The sequence below is a fragment of the Nostoc sp. C057 genome (assembly GCF_013393925.1).
Lineage (GTDB): Bacteria > Cyanobacteriota > Cyanobacteriia > Cyanobacteriales > Nostocaceae > Nostoc > Nostoc muscorum_A.
In genome coordinates this window covers 40,994-58,281 of record NZ_CP040285.1, presented here as the reverse complement: position 1 = coordinate 58,281, position 17,288 = coordinate 40,994, and the positions used below count along the sequence as shown (strand labels likewise).

The 17,288-nt window shown below is 37.7% G+C and carries 22 protein-coding genes; 15 read left to right on the top strand and 7 right to left on the bottom strand.

What is annotated here, in order from left to right; translation table 11 throughout:
* The first annotated feature begins 308 nt into the window (after window positions 1–308).
* The 10 genes from FD724_RS34190 (at window position 309) to FD724_RS34145 (ending at window position 7,381) form a co-directional block, all read left to right on the top strand.
* On the top strand, window positions 309–1,271 hold the full coding sequence (locus FD724_RS34190; protein WP_179076133.1) for a hypothetical protein: 963 nt from the start codon (window positions 309–311) through the stop codon (window positions 1,269–1,271).
* Window positions 1,272–1,290: 19 nt separating this feature from the next.
* The gene (locus FD724_RS34185; protein WP_179076132.1) at window positions 1,291–2,391 is read left to right on the top strand and encodes an ABC transporter substrate-binding protein; all 1,101 of its coding nucleotides are present in this window, start codon (window positions 1,291–1,293) and stop codon (window positions 2,389–2,391) included.
* A gap of 65 nt (window positions 2,392–2,456) precedes the next feature.
* Window positions 2,457–3,356, top strand: a complete 900-nt coding sequence (locus FD724_RS34180) for an ATP-binding cassette domain-containing protein (protein WP_179076131.1) — start codon at window positions 2,457–2,459, stop codon at window positions 3,354–3,356.
* Window positions 3,357–3,715: 359 nt separating this feature from the next.
* Window positions 3,716–4,231 carry a hypothetical protein gene (locus FD724_RS34175; RefSeq protein ID WP_179076130.1) on the top strand — a complete coding sequence of 172 codons (516 nt, stop codon included), beginning with the start codon at window positions 3,716–3,718 and terminating at the stop codon, window positions 4,229–4,231.
* 45 nt (window positions 4,232–4,276) lie between these two features.
* A complete protein-coding gene (locus tag FD724_RS34170) occupies window positions 4,277–4,924 on the top strand; it encodes a hypothetical protein (protein WP_179076129.1) in 648 nt (215 codons plus the stop codon).
* 139 nt (window positions 4,925–5,063) lie between these two features.
* Window positions 5,064–5,744, top strand: coding sequence for an AAA family ATPase (locus tag FD724_RS34165; protein WP_179076128.1), 681 nt, complete (start codon window positions 5,064–5,066; stop codon window positions 5,742–5,744).
* Entirely contained in the window at window positions 5,741–5,998 is a 258-nt protein-coding gene (locus tag FD724_RS34160; protein WP_100903315.1) for a hypothetical protein, read from the top strand. Before FD724_RS34165 ends, FD724_RS34160 begins: the two co-directional genes overlap by 4 nt.
* A gap of 169 nt (window positions 5,999–6,167) precedes the next feature.
* A complete protein-coding gene (locus FD724_RS34155; protein ID WP_179076127.1) occupies window positions 6,168–6,425 on the top strand; it encodes a type II toxin-antitoxin system ParD family antitoxin in 258 nt (85 codons plus the stop codon).
* Window positions 6,422–6,718, top strand: a complete 297-nt coding sequence (locus FD724_RS34150) for a type II toxin-antitoxin system RelE/ParE family toxin (RefSeq protein WP_179076126.1) — start codon at window positions 6,422–6,424, stop codon at window positions 6,716–6,718. Before FD724_RS34155 ends, FD724_RS34150 begins: the two co-directional genes overlap by 4 nt.
* A gap of 198 nt (window positions 6,719–6,916) precedes the next feature.
* Window positions 6,917–7,381 carry a hypothetical protein gene (locus FD724_RS34145; protein ID WP_179076125.1) on the top strand — a complete coding sequence of 155 codons (465 nt, stop codon included), beginning with the start codon at window positions 6,917–6,919 and terminating at the stop codon, window positions 7,379–7,381.
* Here the strand turns inward: FD724_RS34145 and FD724_RS34140 are convergent.
* Both FD724_RS34140 and FD724_RS34135 read right to left on the bottom strand, forming a co-directional pair.
* A complete protein-coding gene (locus FD724_RS34140; protein ID WP_179076124.1) occupies window positions 7,367–7,552 on the bottom strand; it encodes a hypothetical protein in 186 nt (61 codons plus the stop codon). The two genes, FD724_RS34145 and FD724_RS34140, sit on opposite strands and share 15 nt — an antisense overlap.
* Window positions 7,553–7,557: 5 nt before the next feature.
* Entirely contained in the window at window positions 7,558–7,842 is a 285-nt protein-coding gene (locus FD724_RS34135; RefSeq protein WP_179076123.1) for a hypothetical protein, read from the bottom strand.
* A gap of 157 nt (window positions 7,843–7,999) precedes the next feature.
* On the opposite strand from FD724_RS34135, the gene FD724_RS34130 reads away from it, so the two are divergent.
* Window positions 8,000–10,465, top strand: a complete 2,466-nt coding sequence (locus FD724_RS34130) for an NACHT domain-containing NTPase (protein WP_179076122.1) — start codon at window positions 8,000–8,002, stop codon at window positions 10,463–10,465.
* Window positions 10,466–10,649: 184 nt separating this feature from the next.
* Here the strand turns inward: FD724_RS34130 and FD724_RS34125 are convergent, their stop codons facing one another.
* The 3 genes from FD724_RS34125 to FD724_RS34115 form a co-directional block, all read right to left on the bottom strand.
* The gene (locus FD724_RS34125; protein WP_306297113.1) at window positions 10,650–10,775 is read right to left on the bottom strand and encodes a tyrosine-type recombinase/integrase; all 126 of its coding nucleotides are present in this window, start codon (window positions 10,773–10,775) and stop codon (window positions 10,650–10,652) included.
* Between the two features lie 243 nt (window positions 10,776–11,018).
* On the bottom strand, window positions 11,019–11,843 hold the full coding sequence (locus tag FD724_RS34120) for an IS5 family transposase (protein WP_179076121.1): 825 nt from the start codon (window positions 11,841–11,843) through the stop codon (window positions 11,019–11,021).
* A gap of 14 nt (window positions 11,844–11,857) precedes the next feature.
* Window positions 11,858–12,388, bottom strand: coding sequence for a tyrosine-type recombinase/integrase (locus FD724_RS34115; protein WP_256874678.1), 531 nt, complete (start codon window positions 12,386–12,388; stop codon window positions 11,858–11,860).
* A gap of 6 nt (window positions 12,389–12,394) precedes the next feature.
* Here FD724_RS34115 and FD724_RS34110 point away from each other — a divergent pair, with 6 nt between their 5' ends.
* Window positions 12,395–12,649, top strand: a complete 255-nt coding sequence (locus tag FD724_RS34110) for a hypothetical protein (protein ID WP_218651552.1) — start codon at window positions 12,395–12,397, stop codon at window positions 12,647–12,649.
* A gap of 142 nt (window positions 12,650–12,791) precedes the next feature.
* Complete coding sequence (locus tag FD724_RS34105; protein ID WP_179076119.1) at window positions 12,792–14,030, top strand: pentapeptide repeat-containing protein; 1,239 nt, start codon at window positions 12,792–12,794, stop codon at window positions 14,028–14,030.
* 199 nt (window positions 14,031–14,229) lie between these two features.
* On the opposite strand, the gene FD724_RS34100 is transcribed toward FD724_RS34105, so the two are convergent.
* Entirely contained in the window at window positions 14,230–14,760 is a 531-nt protein-coding gene (locus FD724_RS34100; RefSeq protein WP_179076118.1) for a hypothetical protein, read from the bottom strand.
* A gap of 94 nt (window positions 14,761–14,854) precedes the next feature.
* Between FD724_RS34100 and FD724_RS34095 the strand changes: the two genes are divergently transcribed.
* Window positions 14,855–15,175, top strand: a complete 321-nt coding sequence (locus FD724_RS34095) for a hypothetical protein (RefSeq protein ID WP_179076117.1) — start codon at window positions 14,855–14,857, stop codon at window positions 15,173–15,175.
* A gap of 334 nt (window positions 15,176–15,509) precedes the next feature.
* Window positions 15,510–16,604, top strand: a complete 1,095-nt coding sequence (locus FD724_RS34090) for a hypothetical protein (protein WP_179076116.1) — start codon at window positions 15,510–15,512, stop codon at window positions 16,602–16,604.
* Between the two features lie 457 nt (window positions 16,605–17,061).
* Here the strand turns inward: FD724_RS34090 and FD724_RS34085 are convergent, their stop codons facing one another.
* Window positions 17,062–17,235, bottom strand: a complete 174-nt coding sequence (locus FD724_RS34085) for a hypothetical protein (RefSeq protein ID WP_179076115.1) — start codon at window positions 17,233–17,235, stop codon at window positions 17,062–17,064.
* Window positions 17,236–17,288 lie beyond the last annotated feature (53 nt).

The window sequence follows — 17,288 nt, the reverse complement described above, 5'->3', positions numbered from 1 at the left end:
AGCTAAATTCCTTGACAGATGCTTATTGGTAAAATGATCCTCTTAGCTTAAAAGCTAGATTACTTTTAAGGCAAGTTGTCGAAATAGCAAAAATTCCTTTTTCGTATGTTAGATAACACTTTATTAAACATACTGACTTTTTGTCAATAGGTTAACACCGCATTTTTGTCAGTTTTACAAAATACTTTTTTTGTCAGTTTGACGCATTACGTCAAACTGACAAAACTAGATTATATGTATTTTTGACTTATTGCCAAGTAAAATAAATGGTGCTAACCTGCAAGGTAGTATTGTAGGTTAGCAAGTTTATGACAGAGACGACTTCATTTGGGAAATACATTGACACCATTGTGCAACTCAAGCATCAACAGTTAGAGTTTGCAAAAGGATTGACAGATTACATATCCACAGACCTAGCAAGTCAGTCGAGTTTATCAGCACGGCAAATACACAGGATGCGTGCTTATCAATATGAAGAATTTCCAGAAGGTGAGGCAGTTACAAAATTAATAAAAGCACTGCCAGAACTAGATACTTTGAGACCTAAAGATATTTGCAATCGATTGTTGATGCCTTGGCAAATTATTCATAGAGACCAAGACCAACTTGCTAAACACTCTACTGAAAAGGGATATAAAAACCAAATAACCATAGTAGCAGGCTGGGAACCTCCATTAGGATTATTGAGTCAAGAAGTTGCTATTTCTATTGCTAATAATATCGTTAGAAATTTCAAATATGAATTTATATTTCCTTCGCTTCAATCTCATCCTTCACTTGAAGAAAATCAGGTGGAAGCTCTAATTAATAAATGGTTGCGTTCTCTTGGCAGAATTGTTGAAATTGAGTGGTACTCTCAACAAGCTGAAAAATTTAAATTGGATAATAAAAACTCTTTGTATGACCCCCAGAATCTAGATTGTGATGAAAATTCAGATTATGATTTAGATACAGAATTGGCACAATTAAAAGAAAAGCTAGCTGAAAACATAGAATTTGCGATAACTCCTGTCAAAACAAATTTTTGGCTTTTGATGCCATCTCCCTATGTTGTACTTTACAATCTCAATCTTACAGAAAATGATCCTACATTAAAATTTGGAGATTTCTTAGTAGAGGGTATAGTTATGCGAAGCTTAGAAAATCAAATTGCATCAATAAATTCAAAAGGATGGTTGTATCTTTCTAATGAACAATATAATATGATTGCTCAGGAATACAAAAATATTCAACATAAATGCCAGAGAATTTCTCTAAAAAAATTGGACTAGTAAGACGATAAATTAATATATGATAGCGATGATTGTGCAAAAAAAAATATTACATTATAGGGATATTTATCCTATAAAATGGCTTATTAAAAAACAAATTAATTTGCTATTTATTTTTCTTATTACTATTTTAGTTATTGCCTGTAACCCTGTACAAAATCCACTTACAGAAACCCCAGGTAGCACTCCCAGCGTGCGCGTCGGCTATTTACCTCTGCTCTCTGCTTATCCACTCTACACAGCAGTTGAGGAAGGTTATTTCAAAGCGCAGGGACTAGATGTTCAGTTGCGAATGATTAAGTCTGGGCCAGAAGGCAATGAAGCTTTAGCTGCTAACAATATAGATGTAGCTTTTAGCATACTGCCTTCTTTAGTCGTGGCTCGCAGTAAAGGAGTCCCAGATGATTTAGTTAGCATATTTGGAGCAAGTATAGATAGTGCAGAAATCAAAGAACACAGAATTATTGTCCCTATAAATTCAAAATTTTCAAAGATAAAAGATTTACGCGGAAAAAAAATAGCTGTAGTTGGTTATCCAGGGCGTACTTCTGATGTCTTAGAGCTTCTAGACTACCTTGAGCGCAATGGACTGAACGAGAAGGATGTGCAATTAATTGGGATGCCTCATGCAGACCAAGTGACAGCCTTGCAATCTGGAACAGTTGATGCGGCAGCTTCTGCGGAGCCTTACATTACTCTTGGTCTTTTGCAAACTCAAGTTAAAACATTAAAAGATCAAGATGGATTTTACTATCGAAATGAACAAACGCAAGTAACTACATATTTAGCACGTAAAAGTTGGGTAAAAGCGAATTCTAATGTCTCTAAAAAATTCATCGCTGCTTTAACAAAAGGATTGGAAAAATCGAAAGATCAGGAATGGCTTATGACTAAAGGTCTACCTTCTTTTAATAAAAAAAATAACTCTAACATTAATTTCGTAAAACTCACTCTTGAGCAATCTAAAAAACTTCATCTACCAACAGTGCTTCCTTCTCCAACAGAAGCAGGTTTAGAGTACGTAGCCAATCAACTTGTACGTTACGGCTCCCTCAAAAAAGCTCCGCAAGAATTTAGTTCCATGATTTATAAGTCAACCACAACGTCTGAATCTAAATAGTCATCATGTACTGCATACATCACAGTGTATAAAAATCGTATTTTCAAGTTAGTAAGGTAATGATTATGCAAACCAAACAAATGATTCAGCAAAAACGCAAAATTATAGTAAGCTGCGAAAATTTGAAATTCGGCTACTCCAGCAAGCAGCCCATTTTAAATGGAATATCGCTGAACCTATATCAAGGAGAATCCACAGTTCTGTTTGGAAAATCTGGTAGCGGAAAAACCACGCTACTAAGATGTATTTCTGGCTATTCCAAGCTCGACTCAGGCAAACTTATTGTTAATAACTTGCTGGAAACAGAAGATTTGCGTGTTTTACCTTCAGCTAACGAGAATAGTCAGTATGCCCACAAAATTGCTCAATTTTGGAAACAAATGCAGACTCAAAAGCGTACAAAGTGGTCTTGGTGGGACTATCTCTTTCGAGGAACACGCTCCTTGAATGGGTATATGGTGTTTGCTGATGGTTCCAACGCTTTACCTCAGCTAACAGTTGAAGAAAATTTATACCTTGTTTTAGCAACTATTTGCTACGATCCAGAATTGAGACGAAAAACAACTAAATTGTTACTCAAGCTAACTGGTTTAACAGAAGTGTCTCAACATAAGCCATCTGCACTTTCATCGGGGCAATTGCGTCGTCTCTGTTTAGCCCAAGGTTTAGGCATCAACCCTGGCTTACTGATTTTGGATGAACCAACAAATGGGTTGGACTTTTCTACAAAGGGTTCATTTCTAGCTTTTCTTGAATTTTTAAGACAAACAGTTGGTATTACTGTTTTATCAGTGACTCACGATCTAGAAGCTGCTCTGTTTTTGGCTGATAGATTACTTTTGTTTCGAGATGGTCAAATTGTCAAAGAAATATTTGTGGATAAGCCACATCCTCGGAAGCTTCAAGATATTGATACCCAAGAATACACAAGTTTGAGACGAATATTGACTGATTTTTTACAATGAGAGTACTATTTTATAGCACAATTAAGTCTTTTAATTGGAAAGCAACTTTTGCCTTTTTACTCATTTTACTAGTTTGGCAATTAATAGCTTACTCTCATTTTTTCCTACTTTCTTATGTGTGGAAATTATTCGCTTGGCAGCCCCCAATTCCAAACTGGCGCTTTCTTTCTTCTCCTTTAAATGTAATACTTTCAATACCGTTCGAGTTAACAAGAGGCAGTCTAATCACTGACTCTATCAAAACTTATATCCATACCTCTAGTGCTTTTGTAATTTCTTTTTGCCTGTCTCTAATTATTTGTATATTACTTTGCATATCCACAAATCTCCGCCAAGGATTTGAGCCAATTATTAAAGCAATGAGCGGCATTCCTCCTGTAACTTTATTGCCGATTTTTTCTTTAGCTTTAGGTTTAGAATCTGGCAGTATCATTGCTCTAGGAGTTTTTGGTGCTACTCTGTCTACTTCTTTAATTCTCTTAAAAGTACTTCTAAGTTTGAATATAGATTTATCAAAAATGCTAGAAAATTTAGGTTACTCATCTCTAGGTGTTTGGCTATGGAAATTTAGTAATATTTCGGAAAGTGTATACTTGGCAGCTAGGGAAGGTTTGCGCTGGTCACTAATTTTAGTAGTAGTTGCAGAAATGCAAATCGGTGATGTCTCCCACGGAATTGGTTATTACATTAATAGTGCAAGACTCAATCAAAACTACGAGTCAGTATATTTGGGAATTATGGCTTGTGGTGGAGTATCTTTACTTCTGCAAACTTCCTTAAGCGTACTATCTGTGTTAACGCATTATTTTCTTAAAAAACTTCTCCTGAGAGGAGAATCTAAACGCAGTATATATCAACGCAGCATATATCAATAAATATGAGGTTAATTAATAATGATCCTAAATCTAGAAGATAAATTCATGGTTACAAGTTCTAAAGTTGGTTTTTGTGATACTCATGTGATTGCTAACTCAATCTCTGTAGAACTGGCAAATTTTTTCAGAGACTCTGGGTTTTCGGAGCAGAATATCATAGGTGGCGATTCTTGTGTGAGAATGCAACACCTTTGGTCTAAAAAATTTTCAACTGTGCAAGAGGCAGATATCTGCTTTAAAAAGTCTCAGTTTTATATCAAACAAGATAAAAGTTTTGTTGGATACATTGAAGAGGAAGTAATTGCGGTCGATGAGCCAATCTCAAATTTACCTTTGGATGAAGCTATTTGGGATAAACTTCTCCCTAAACTAAGTCCAAGCCCCTGCTCAGAAGGAATTGTTAAGGCGTGCGATATTCACTTAGCCCTTCATCAAGTCAATTCCAAGGTAGATAAAAAGTTCCTCGAATCTGGATTTTACTATTTAGATTTGTATAAACCGAATTTAGGTAATGTCCGGATATACACCATGCAAACACAAAACCGAAAAGTAGGGAGACAAATTTTGCAGGACTTAAAGAAAACACTTGCTCAAGGTGGTGGAGTGGAAGGATTCCTGAAATTTGAAGTAACAAGGAAGCTCTATAATCAAGGCTTTTCTTTACCCCCTCTAATATACGGTAATGGACTTTAGACTAAATGCTATGAAGAAATTTTCGTGACACTAATATCACGCACACTAATATCACGCACACTAATATCACGGATATTTAGTACTTGTTTAGTACTGAAATAGTGTAATATTAGAGCCATTTAAATACTACTTGAGTACCATGATTGTCGTTATCGGCGGCATCAAAGGCGGGGCTGGCAAGAGTACTGTAGCCGCCAACCTAGCGGCTCGGCGCGTAGCAGACGGTTACGATGTGTTGCTCGTGGATGGCGACGAGCAAGAGACAACCACCCTTTGGGCTTCAACCCGCAGCGAACATTATCCTGAAGGTAGCCAAAAACTGACCTGTGTACAGCTTCGCGGCAGAGCAGCCAGAGATGAAGTTTTAAAATTAGCTCCCCGTTATCAAGATGTAATTATTGACGTAGGTGGGCGCGATACAACCACTCAAAGGGCGGCGTTAACCGTTGCTCATCTTGTTCTGTTACCTATTCCACCGCGAGGGCCTGATATTTGGACATTGGAAAAAGTAGCAGCACTTTTAGAAGAAGTGCGAACTGTCAACCCAGACCTCAAAGCCTGGGCGTTCCTTAATCGTGCCGACGCATCCGGGCGGGATAACGAGGATGCAATGCAAATCATTCAGGAGACTCCAGGAATTGATTTGATTTCACCAAGGCTTGGAGATAGAAAATCTTTTCCCAATGCCCATACACAAGGCTTGGCTGTAACTGAACTTAAGCCACGCGATCCAAAGGCGGTTCAGGAGTTAGAGATACTATATCAGTACTGTTTTAGTACTAATATAGTATTAAATCAGGATAATAAAGGTACAAAATGACAATCAAGAAGCCAAGCCAGCCCAATGGTCAGCAGCCAAACCAAGTAGATATTGAGCGTGTGATTAATGCTGGCAGTCCGCCAACTCAAGCTGATGAAAAAGACGATACCTCCAAAGAAGTACGGTTTCAGATGGCGATACCAGACCAGTTGTGTAAGCTCATTGATAATGCACGCTCTTTGACTAAGACCAGCCGCCGGGCATGGCTGCTGACTGCTGCTATTGAAAAACTGGAACGGGAAGGACGGCTGTAGTTAGCAGGGCTTTTGCTCTCAGCTTACTCTGATAAATTGTCCAACAACTTGTTGTAAAAATTCCTGGTTAACCTAACATAAGCGAGGAAGTTCGAGGCAAGAATTGTTGAAAATGTGGCGATGTTGCTAGAACTTGGGTAAGAGTATTAATTATCTACAGGTAGAAAATATGTACATCCAAATTAAACCAGAACTAGAGCAATTTATTCAAGCACAGCTTGCAACTGGTAGATTCACTAGTGCAGATGATGTCATAAATGAAGCCTTTAAGCTGCTACAAGAAAGAGAACAGCGAATTGAAGAATTACGGCAAAAAATTGCTGTAGGAACTGAACAAATTGCAGCAGGGCAAGTAACTGATGGCGAAGTTGTATTTGCCAAATTCCAAGAAAAAATTCGTCTAATTGCTGAGGAGTCCTCTGAATGAGTAATTATTCACTTTCAGATGCAGCAATTCGAGATTTAGATGAAATTTGTGAATATATTGCTCGGAGTAATCCAAAAGCAGCCTCTAAGCTTTTTGATGACATTCGTCAGAAGTGTAAATTAGTAGCTAGTTTCCCCAATATGGGAAAAAGTTATGGAAGGCTTGTACAAAATCTGCGCGGTTTTGTTGTAGATGATTACATTATATTTTACTATCCAAGAGAATCCGGGATTAGTGTTACTCGTGTTGCCAGTGGTTATCGAGATTTAGAATCTTTGTTTACCGATGAATAATCAAAATTTACCAATTGAATATTGACTGAGTTTTATTTAAATAAAGTTAGGTAAAACTATATTTTTTCTCTGAAACTAATCGCACCATTTAGGAGTACAACACCTTTTAAGTACTTTTTTAGTACCAAAAAAGTACCAAAAAAGCATATAAAAGGTACAAAAATAGAATATCCGAGTCAAGATTACATAGTATTTATAATGTCCATCAAAAAGAAATCTAAAATAACAACGAATCCTCAAAGAAAAAAAACTGGGATTTCGCAAAACAAGATAAAAGTAAATTTTGCAGAATTATCAGAAGCATCAAAACGCTCGTGGGGAATTCCCAACTATTACGAATCTTATATGTATAAGTGTATTGGTTGTGGGGAGTATTCCGAGTTTACTGCAAGTCTTCAACAGCAATGGTATGAAGAGAAGAAAAAATATTTTTGGATGCGACCGAATAAATGCTTTGTATGTTATGCAGAGTCTCTAAAGCTAAAGCCTGAGATCGCAACTTTTTCGGAGTTATTAAGAACATCATTGACTATACCTGAGTTAACAGCGATGTTAGCTCAATTCGAACGATTTCGAATTATTAGTAACAATAAAATTGACTGGTCGCTTTATAATCGCATCCAAAAAATACTACAAAGCAAGGTTAAATCATCTGTCATATAAAAGATCATAAAAAATTAGTGAAGGCGATCGCTGACAGAGGGCGGGTACGTCATCGCGTTTTGTGGTGCTGCTTCCTCCCTCACAGGGATGTCGCCAAACTATCAAATCCCGACATAAAGCGCGATCGCCCTTTATCAAGGCAATTTCTAGAGAACTGAAAGGGGCGATCACTACACTTAATCTTCATCCTTTAGTTCGGGGAAAATCTTGTCGAGCCTGTCGTTAGCGTCTTTGGCAAGTTGAATGCATTGCACACTTGCAGCCATTCCACCAGCAGCGGTAACGGTTCCTTCTGAAACTTTGCCTGATAGCAGAAGTCCACCTCCTACAAGGCTAATACAGGCAGACAGTGCAGTTGCAATTAGAGCGAGGTTGAAACTGTAACGTGATTGGCGCAAGCGTTCTTGGGCGATGCTCATTTCTACTGAGTTGGAGCCGAGAAATTGAGGTGTGGGTTGCATATTGGTTTCAAGTAACTGGATTTGTTACTTCTAGCATCACGCCAAATTCCTCAACTCCTGACTGCATAAAGGTTTGTCTAAAATTATCTTATGATTACTTTATGCTTGGCTTGTGATTGTGCAAATAATGTAATTTATAAACCGTTAGATGCTGGGCATGAGTAAGAAGCGATTAACTGTCAAAGTGACTCCTCAAGGTTTAGAACGAGCTGATAAAGCTTTGAAGAGACTGCATGGAACACAATTAAACCTTTCAAATAATCTGCAAGGTTTAGTTGGTCGCAGTACTATCCAAAAATTTTTTAAAGGCGAGGAAATTCAAGTTGATAAGTTTCAAGAAATTTGCAAAGCGCTGACACTTGAGTCAGATTGGGAAGCAGTTGCAGGTTTAGAGGATTCACCTGACTCAGTTGATTTATTACATGGTAAGCCACCAGAGCCAGTTAGAGTAGAGCAAGAGAGTAGCGTTGACATTGATTCCCTTGTACAAGAGCTACGTGAAAAGATAAAACCCAACGTCCAAGAACGCTGCGGCACGATGCGCGTGCTGGATATGACACAGCCTATTGGGTTAGGTGACATTTACACTGATGTCAATATTTTAGATAAAATTACTGGGCGTACACGGCTAGATATTTCTGAACTGCTGCAAAACTTTAATAGTACAGAGTCAGGTGAATTTGAGCGCTTTGGACTGGGCAGAGTTAAAGAAGAGCGTGTTCCCGGATTAGAGGTGGTAAAACGTTACTCTAAGCTGATGGTTTTAGGTAAACCAGGCGCGGGAAAAACTACTTTTTTGAAGTATTTAGCTATCCAATGTATTAATGGAGGGTTTCAAGCAAATCAAATTCCCATTTTTATTACTCTCAAACAATTTGCTGAAACTCAAAATCAGCAAGACTTGCATGAAACTATTATTCAATATTTAGGTAATAATGCGATAACAGATACTCAAAAAAATCAACTGGTAAAATCAGGTAGGTTTCTAATTTTGCTAGATGGCTTAGATGAGGTTAGGGAAGAAGACAGTAGCCGAGTTATAAATCAGGTTAAGGAATTTTCCGAGCGTTATTGCACTAATCAATTTGTCATGACTTGCCGGATTGCAGCACGTGAATTCACCTTTGAACAATTCACTGAAGTTGAAGTAGCTGATTTTGAAGAGTTGCAGATAAAAACATTTGTAAATAAGTGGTTTCAGCAAAAAGAATCAGGCGTACCTGAAAGATTTATGCAACAGTTGGAATCAAATAATCCAATTAAGGAACTAGCTACTAATCCCCTACTGCTGACATTACTATGTTTGGAATTTCAAGATTCAGGTGACTTTCCATCTGACCGCGCAGAGTTATATAACAGGGCAATTCATACTCTATTAAGAAAATGGGATTCCACGCGCTGGATTGTGCGAGATGAGGTATACAAAAATGAGGTCTACAAAAAGTTGTCAGTCAAGCATAAAGAAGATTTACTAAGCGAAGTTGCTTGGACTACGTTTAATAATAATGATTACTTCTTTAAGCAGAGAGATGTTGAGCGTTACATTGCCGATTACATTCGCAATATACCTGAAGCTAAAAACAACCCAGACGCATTGCTCTTAGATAGTGAAGCAGTGCTGAAGTCAATAGAGGCGCAACATGGACTACTGGTGGAGCGGGCTAGGGGTATTTACTCCTTTTCTCATCTGACATTTCAGGAGTATTTTACTGCTAGAGAGATTGTTTATAGTTCTAACCAAGAAAAGACTTTAAATTTAGTCAGCCACATTACTGAAAAACGTTGGCAAGAAGTTTTTTTACTAACAATTGGGATGTTGAAAAGTGCAGATGATTTGTTGCAGTTAATGAAACAGCAGATTGATACGCATCTAGCAGACGATGAAAAACTACAGCAATTCATGACTTGGATTAATGAAAAATTTTGTTCTGTAGAAACCCGCTATAAACCTGCTACTGTTCGGGCCTTCTACCTCGACCTCTCCCTCGACTTCTCCCTCTCCCGCTCCCGCTCTCTCTCCCGAACCCTCTCCCGTTCCCGCTCCCTCTCCCTCTCCCGCTCTATCTCCCTCTCCCTCTCCCGTTCCCGAACCCGCTCCCTCGATTTCTCCCTCTCCCTCGATTTCTCTCTCTCCCGAACCCTCGACCTCAACTTCGACTTCGACCTCGACTTCGACTTCGACTTCGACCTCTCCTTCTCCCTCGACCTCTTCCTTTCCCTATCCCTATCCCTATCCCTATCTCGAACCCTCGACCCCTCCTTCTCCCTCTCCCTCTCCCTCTCCCTCTCCCGAACCCTCGACCTCGACCTCGACCATGACATGGAATTAAAGCGATCGCTACAACAACTCAAAGACCAACTGCCCGATCCAATGGAAGATAGGAAAGTATTCAAGCATTGGTGGACGGAAAATGGTCAAGCTTGGGCTGAAAAACTCAGAACCGTGATGATTAAGCATCGCAATATTGGGCATGACTGGCAGTTTAGCGATACTCAGAAGGAACTATTGAAGCAGTACTACGATACAAACAAGCTACTAGTTGATTGTCTCAATAGCGATTGTTATGTAAGCCGTGAAGTGCGGCAAAAGATTGAGGATACATTGCTATTGCCATTAAGTTGAAACATAACAATAACACGAAACTGCGATCGCACTTCATGCGGGCGCTCCGTGCCATTGCATCTCTATAGGAGATAACTTGTTAACAGCTTTTAGTTCTCTTAGAAAACAGGCGATCGCTAATCTTTTGCTAGTGGCTTAAGCACCCCCTCTTGTGTGATGTCGTTTAAACTGCATTTCTCAACTTTTACAAATCGCCCCAATCAAAATTCAGGAAGCGTCGAGCATTCAGCTTGGTATATTTTTCAGTGTGTTTGATATCGCGGTGTCCCAGGAAGTCTTGGATTTCCCTGGTGTTGTAACCCTGATTCACCAGATAAGAACTCTTGCATAAATATTTTGTGGTATAATTAAGGGTTATTTTTATTTTCAATTTAGGGACATTAAAATAGTAAGAGATTATGATTTTCTTCTAACAAGTATTATCTGGCGATAAGCCTACGGCATGGCTTTGCTTACCGCTAGTCAAGAAGATGGCAGTAAACATCACTTCAGTTATTGATTAATACTGAAGTTATTGGATTAATTCGATTTTTTTATCCAATTTATATCCGATTTATATGGCTAATTCGTGATTATAAATTCCCGCAATTAAATTCGATCTTAACCCAAAACGTCGATGACGATTTCGATATCTATCAGACAAAATTTTAAATATCTTTAAACGACGATTTACGTGTTCAACAACAATTCTTAATCGATTGAGTTCCCGATTGTATTTTTTCTGTTCTTTCGTCAACTTTTTTCCTTTCGGTTTTTTAATTGGTGTTTCACTTAATTGATGAATTTTAGCAATTCCTTGATAGCCTTTATCCGCTATTACCTTAACTAATTCTCCAAATTTTATTCCACTATTTTTAAATAAGCGAAAATCATGGATTTTTCCCTTATCATGCCCCAAACAGATGATTTGGCTGCTTTTTTGGTAGATTACTACCTGCGTTTTTAAAGTATGTTCTCCCTGTTTTCCGCTAAAAAATCCTTTTTGACCTTTCTGAGGTTTTTCAATTGGACTCTCGGTAACATCCATTACGACTAAACCTTCCTCAGATGATATTTTCCATAATTGTTTTTTCCCTGGTAGACTAAACTTTCTGGACTTAATTAAAATATTTTCGATTTTAAAAACTATTCGGCAAACCGCAGATTCTGAAAGCTCAAAATCTAATCCAATATGATAGTAAGTGCGGTACTCTCTCCAATATTGGATGACCATTAAAACTTGGTCTTCAATAATTAATTTAGGACGGCGACCAGGCTTCTTCTTCTTTTGAGCATCAGCTTTAACTACATCAACCATTAATTCAAAGGTTTTACGGCTCACTCCAGTCATTCGCTTAAATTTTTTTGCAGTAAGCTGCTTGGCTTTCTCTATTTTCACTGCTCCTCAAAGTCCTAATCACAAATTGCCAAACCCCTAATTATACCACAAAACACTTTTGCAAGAGTTCTATAGTAACCGCAAGCATGGCGCATCATGTGGCAGTGTACCTTGATATCAAGCCCAGCCTGTGCCGCCAGCCGCCCAAGCAGCTTTCGCACTGCATCAGTTGACATCACCTCACCACGCTCAGAAACGAAAATATATTTGCTATCAGGCAGCATCTCTCTGAGTTTTTTGAGCAATTCCAGTTCATCATCTCTCAAGGGATGCACCCCAGAGTCACTGCCCTTTTCCCTGGTGATAAAAATTTGACGTTCGGCCCACATCAGGGCATCCCACCTTAAACCGCACTTAGCCCCTACAGCTTCCCCTACCCTCAGCCCGTGGCGAAACATAAGCAACATCAGTGTATAATCACGGTGAGCATAACGAGCTTTGCGATCGAGTGCGGCATTTAGTAGAGATCGCACTTCACTTGGTGTAAGGTATTCTCTAGACCTGTAATGCTTGTTAGGTAAACGGATTGGGGGTGGCGGCCTCATTTACTCTTGCTGGTAGTGTCCGGTTTAGGCGATGTATTATGGACAGTCTACTACGCCACGATCCCTATTCCGACGTTGAGAGACGCGCCACTCAAGAGTTATTGCGAACTGTTATCAATTGCTAAATACGTCCATCTTGGCGCAATGCCAAATAGTCAGTCTGCGATGCCTGCGGCGGGCGTAGTCATCGCGGTTGTCGGTCAAATAATCAAGAAAATTCCTTGTGTAAAACGAGGATCAAAAGCATCTAGCCCTTTATAAAGCATCTAAGATGCTTTTTTAATTAGGAGGATGTCGGAAAAGTGGAGTTTGACGACATTACAGTAAAATCACCATATTAATCACATACAAGCTAAATTTGATATCTCTAATCATGAGATATCAACGTTATTTACTGTGATTTATGGTTGTATGGCGCGAGAAGTTTACTAATTGGGTCAAGTCTTTGTCTAGTGGGCAGAAAACACTAATTTATATCGTTGTTGCATTTGTGGCGATCGCTATTCTTTCTCAATTCGAGTGGAGTGGTTTTGGAAAAGACGAAAATAAATCAGAGACTACAAAAGTATTAATAAATCCAAAAACAGGTAAAAAAATCGAATTCACCGAAATAACGACAAGCCATCAATCCGCCAAAACTTTGTGGGATTGGTTAGGTTTGGCAGGTACAATCGCTATTCCTTTTGCAGTGCTTAACTTTGAGAGTAGAGAACAGAGACGTTCTGAAAAACGCTCTTTAGAATTGGAAGAACAAAATAAAAATGAGAAAGAACTAGCTGAAGCAAATGCTAAACGTAAGGAAGAACTAGCTGAGGTAAATGCTAGACGTGAGAAAGAACTAGCTGAAGCAAATGCTAAACGTGAGAAAGAACTAGCTGATAATAATTTACGTGAACAAGCTCTTGAAGCTTATATTGATAGAATGTCAGAACTACTGATTGATAAAAACCTAAAAATATTAATAAGCAAAAAATTAGTACTAGGCAAAAAAGATAATGAGTATCATGTAAGAGATGCCGCGCTTGATATCGCGCGTGCTAGAACATTATCAATTCTACGAAGGCTGGATCAAGACGTAGAAAGAAAGGGGAGCGTTATTCGATTTCTGGTTGATACTGAACTTGTAAGTAATTTAGATTTAAGTTACACAGACCTGAGCAATACCAACCTCAATAATACCAACCTCAGTCATGCCAATCTTAGTTACGCTAACCTCAGTTATGCCAACCTCAGTGATGCCATACTGTGCAAAACTATCCTTACAGAAGCGTGCCTAGAAAAAGCTCAACTTAACTATGCACATCTTGACGAAGCTAACCTTAGTAAAGCCAAATTAAACGAAGCCTTTCTTATATCTGTAGAACTCCCGAAAGCTAACCTAAGTCAGACCTACCTCTGCAAAGCCGACCTCAGTCATGCCAATCTCAGTTACGCCAACCTCAGTTATGCCGACCTTCGTGAAGCCAACCTTTACGAAACCAAATTCAGCGAAACCAACCTCAGTTATGCCAACCTTCAGGAAGTAGACCTCAGTAACGCGGAAGATATCACTGTTGAGCAAGTTAAAAAAGCAAGAAATTGGGAGCTAGCAATATACAACGATGAATTTCGCGCCGAGCTTGGTTTACCACCAAATGAATGAATTATTGATAGTAGACTCTTACCAGTGAGATGCGATCGCTATAAATCTTAGACCAGGTTATAGAAATTTAGACAATATCGGAGTAAAAGCCTAACACACAAAGGGTTTAGGTATTTTGTGACTTGTTTACTGGGTTGCGATCGCAAGGTCGATTAGACCCGGTAATACCCGAAAGACGATCTCTTGTCAAAACCACATTCTAACGATATGAAATCTTTTCGGGACAATAATATTTGATGGAATTGTTTAAAATATTGTTAGTTATAAAATGAGGGACATGACCAAGAAAAGTAAGCTGATCATCATTATTTAAACTCTTGTAATCTAAATCCTGGGGATTAAATTTAAATTTACCTTTCATATCGTCAAAAATCTTCGTATATACATAAGGATGTTTTGAATCTTTAGCAATAGGTCTCATAGTTATGGGATTATATTTATCGTCTTCTGGGGTCAAATTATCTAATACTTTACAGCTTAATTTTCCAGCATTAATAAGGTCTTCATCTTCAATAAGTTGTAACTGCGACTTTAGATCAATTTTTAATAAAGCTTGACTAAAACCTGCATTTTGGTAATCACCAACAATATTTTCTCGCAGATTTTTTACATAATCGGCATCTTTGTTATTAGGGTTAGAGGTGATTGTATTATTTGAAGCGCTCGAATTAGCAGTACAAGAAACTAGTAATATTAGCAGTAATAAAGAAAGAGGCTTTAAAGGCTTCATACAAGTTATTAAGTAGACATTACTAGATATGATTCCCAAAAATACAATATTAATCAAACAAAAAGTAAAATTGTAGGAGTTCAACACAAGGAAAATGACTGACGCACCCTTCCCCAACCGACTCGACCGCGCAGAACAAATAATTTTAGGATTAGCTGAAAGACAAGCTGAGACACAAACACAAGTTAATGAACTCAGACAAGGTTTGAGCGAACTAAGCCAAGAAATGAGAGAGCTTACCAGTAATGTTGACCGGGTACTAGGTCGTAGTGCGATTTTGGATGATGTGTTACTTGAGTTACGTGATAGCCATGAACAACATCAGCGTAATTTTGAAGAACATCAGCGCACCACAAACGCGGCGCTGCAAAGCCTTGAATCTATTTTGGTGCAGTTGATTAGAAACAATTCTTGAGATGCGATCGTAGTAAACCCTTGGTGAAGTAGAAGTAAGGCTAATTAACTTATGAGAACGCTAGTTCTGATAAGTAATCCACCGATCGCACCTTTCTTAGGCTGCACAGCGTTTCTTTTTACCCTCTACAGGATTTTTAACTCGGTTTTCAGTACGTTGTCTGTGGTTTCAACCTTGTTATATCTACGCTTAAAAATAAGAAACGATTGCGCGTATTTACTGATTAATATGAAGATTTTACCAAGTTAATATTTAACTACATAGCAATTCTATTTGACTTACGAACACCCCGTTCGCTGTGAGAGTCAGATTTCCACAGCCTTGAGTATATTGAGTGAAATATTTACTGATTATGCTGTTTATCTTATTTTTCGGTTTGACATTATTTATCTTATTAATAATTGGGTATAATGTATTAGATATCAGAAAAGATCCTTATTTTATCCGTGTAAGAAAAGAATTTTACAATCTTGAAATTGAATATATACTTGATGTTTGGAACATGACAGCAAAAAAAATGTCTAGTAATAATATTTCTACTAGTGATAGTGGAAGATTCTCCAATTTAATTATTAATATAATTAAATTAGCCGAAAAGTTTAATTTAGAGGAAGTTATATCTTATGCTATTTGTCTAGAAGAAAAATGTATTGAAGTACAACCTTATAAAGAATGGTCGTTAGAAACATTAGAAACAATTATTATTCAATCTATTGAAAATAAAAAGCTTCATCTGATACAATTTAAAAAATCTATTGACACTTATATTTTCAGAATAGAAAGTATATTTGACAAATATTGGTTTGACGTTACACAAGAAGCAACAGAAACATCTTATTTTTATTCAAAAGGTTTTCCTGATTTTAATGTGATAAACAGAGGTTTTGAGGAAAAGGCTTATATCAAGAAAATTTGGGCAGTTTATCCTAAACTACAAGCACGTAATAACTATTATGTTATTTTAACTAACCAAGGAAAATGTTATAGGACAAGTTGGATTAATTGTGGTCGTTACCAATGGAAAAAAGGCTGTTGTTGTTTTGATTTTATATCAATACCAGGTGAGATAATTATATATGAAGATAGTATCAAATATGACCCATTCAATTTAATAGAAGTAATTATTAGATCAGTTAAAAAAATACAAGATGCGAATTATTCTATATTAGACTTTCCAGAATTTGTTAGTGAATGGGAAACTGAAGTTTGGTATAAACCATACGGAGTGTCTTGGTTTCATCAATATTGCTTTGATAACAGGCTTATAGATATTAATGAATCGCCACTAGATTTTAAAACATTATCAAGATTGAGTAAACTTATTAATCCTGATATATTTATTGAATCAGTTCCCTTAAGTTACAGCAAAAAAATTCCAATAATAAATGAAATGTTAGGTATGTATGATCCAGATGAATATAATCATTAAATTTCGCTAATTGTAGATGACTTCTGTTCGCTATGGGAAATGGAAGTTTTTCCGATTCAATCGGCTGAAACGTTTACTCTGTCTATATTGTGGGTGACGGAAACTTTTACTCAGCTAAAAACTCTAAACCTGATACAACCTAGCGAATTTGTACTCAGATAACCCCATGATTCCCCACTGCGATCGCAGTGGGGAATCATGGGGTTATCTGATTTGTGGCGAGGGCGGGGTTAGTCGTCAACTTCAGAATTATTCATCAACTCGCGTAGTCGGGGTATGTTTTCAGGCTTGACGGTAAGCTGTGCGGGATTGGGTCAAATACAAACCTGATAGTCGTGATGGTTTTCTGTATTCAGGGTGATTGGGTATTGGGGAATGGAGAATGGGGCGATCACACTTCCTACGATCGCTGTAATTAGTAACAGTGAAAGGTACAAAACCGCCCTTGTGAGGCGGTTTAGGCGTTTTTAGATAAAAAAGTTACTTTTAGTTCTAAAGTTTTACGATCCCTGTCATTTTCTTGATTTAATAAATCTGATATTTCTTGTAGTAGTTTTTCTGGACTTATATTTGTTCTGGAAGAAACTGTTCCGTCAATCGAAGTTATATCTACTTTTATTGGTGTAGCCATGTTTATTTTATATTTTAAATTGTTTTTAAGCATATTGTCTTTTAGGCTTTAAT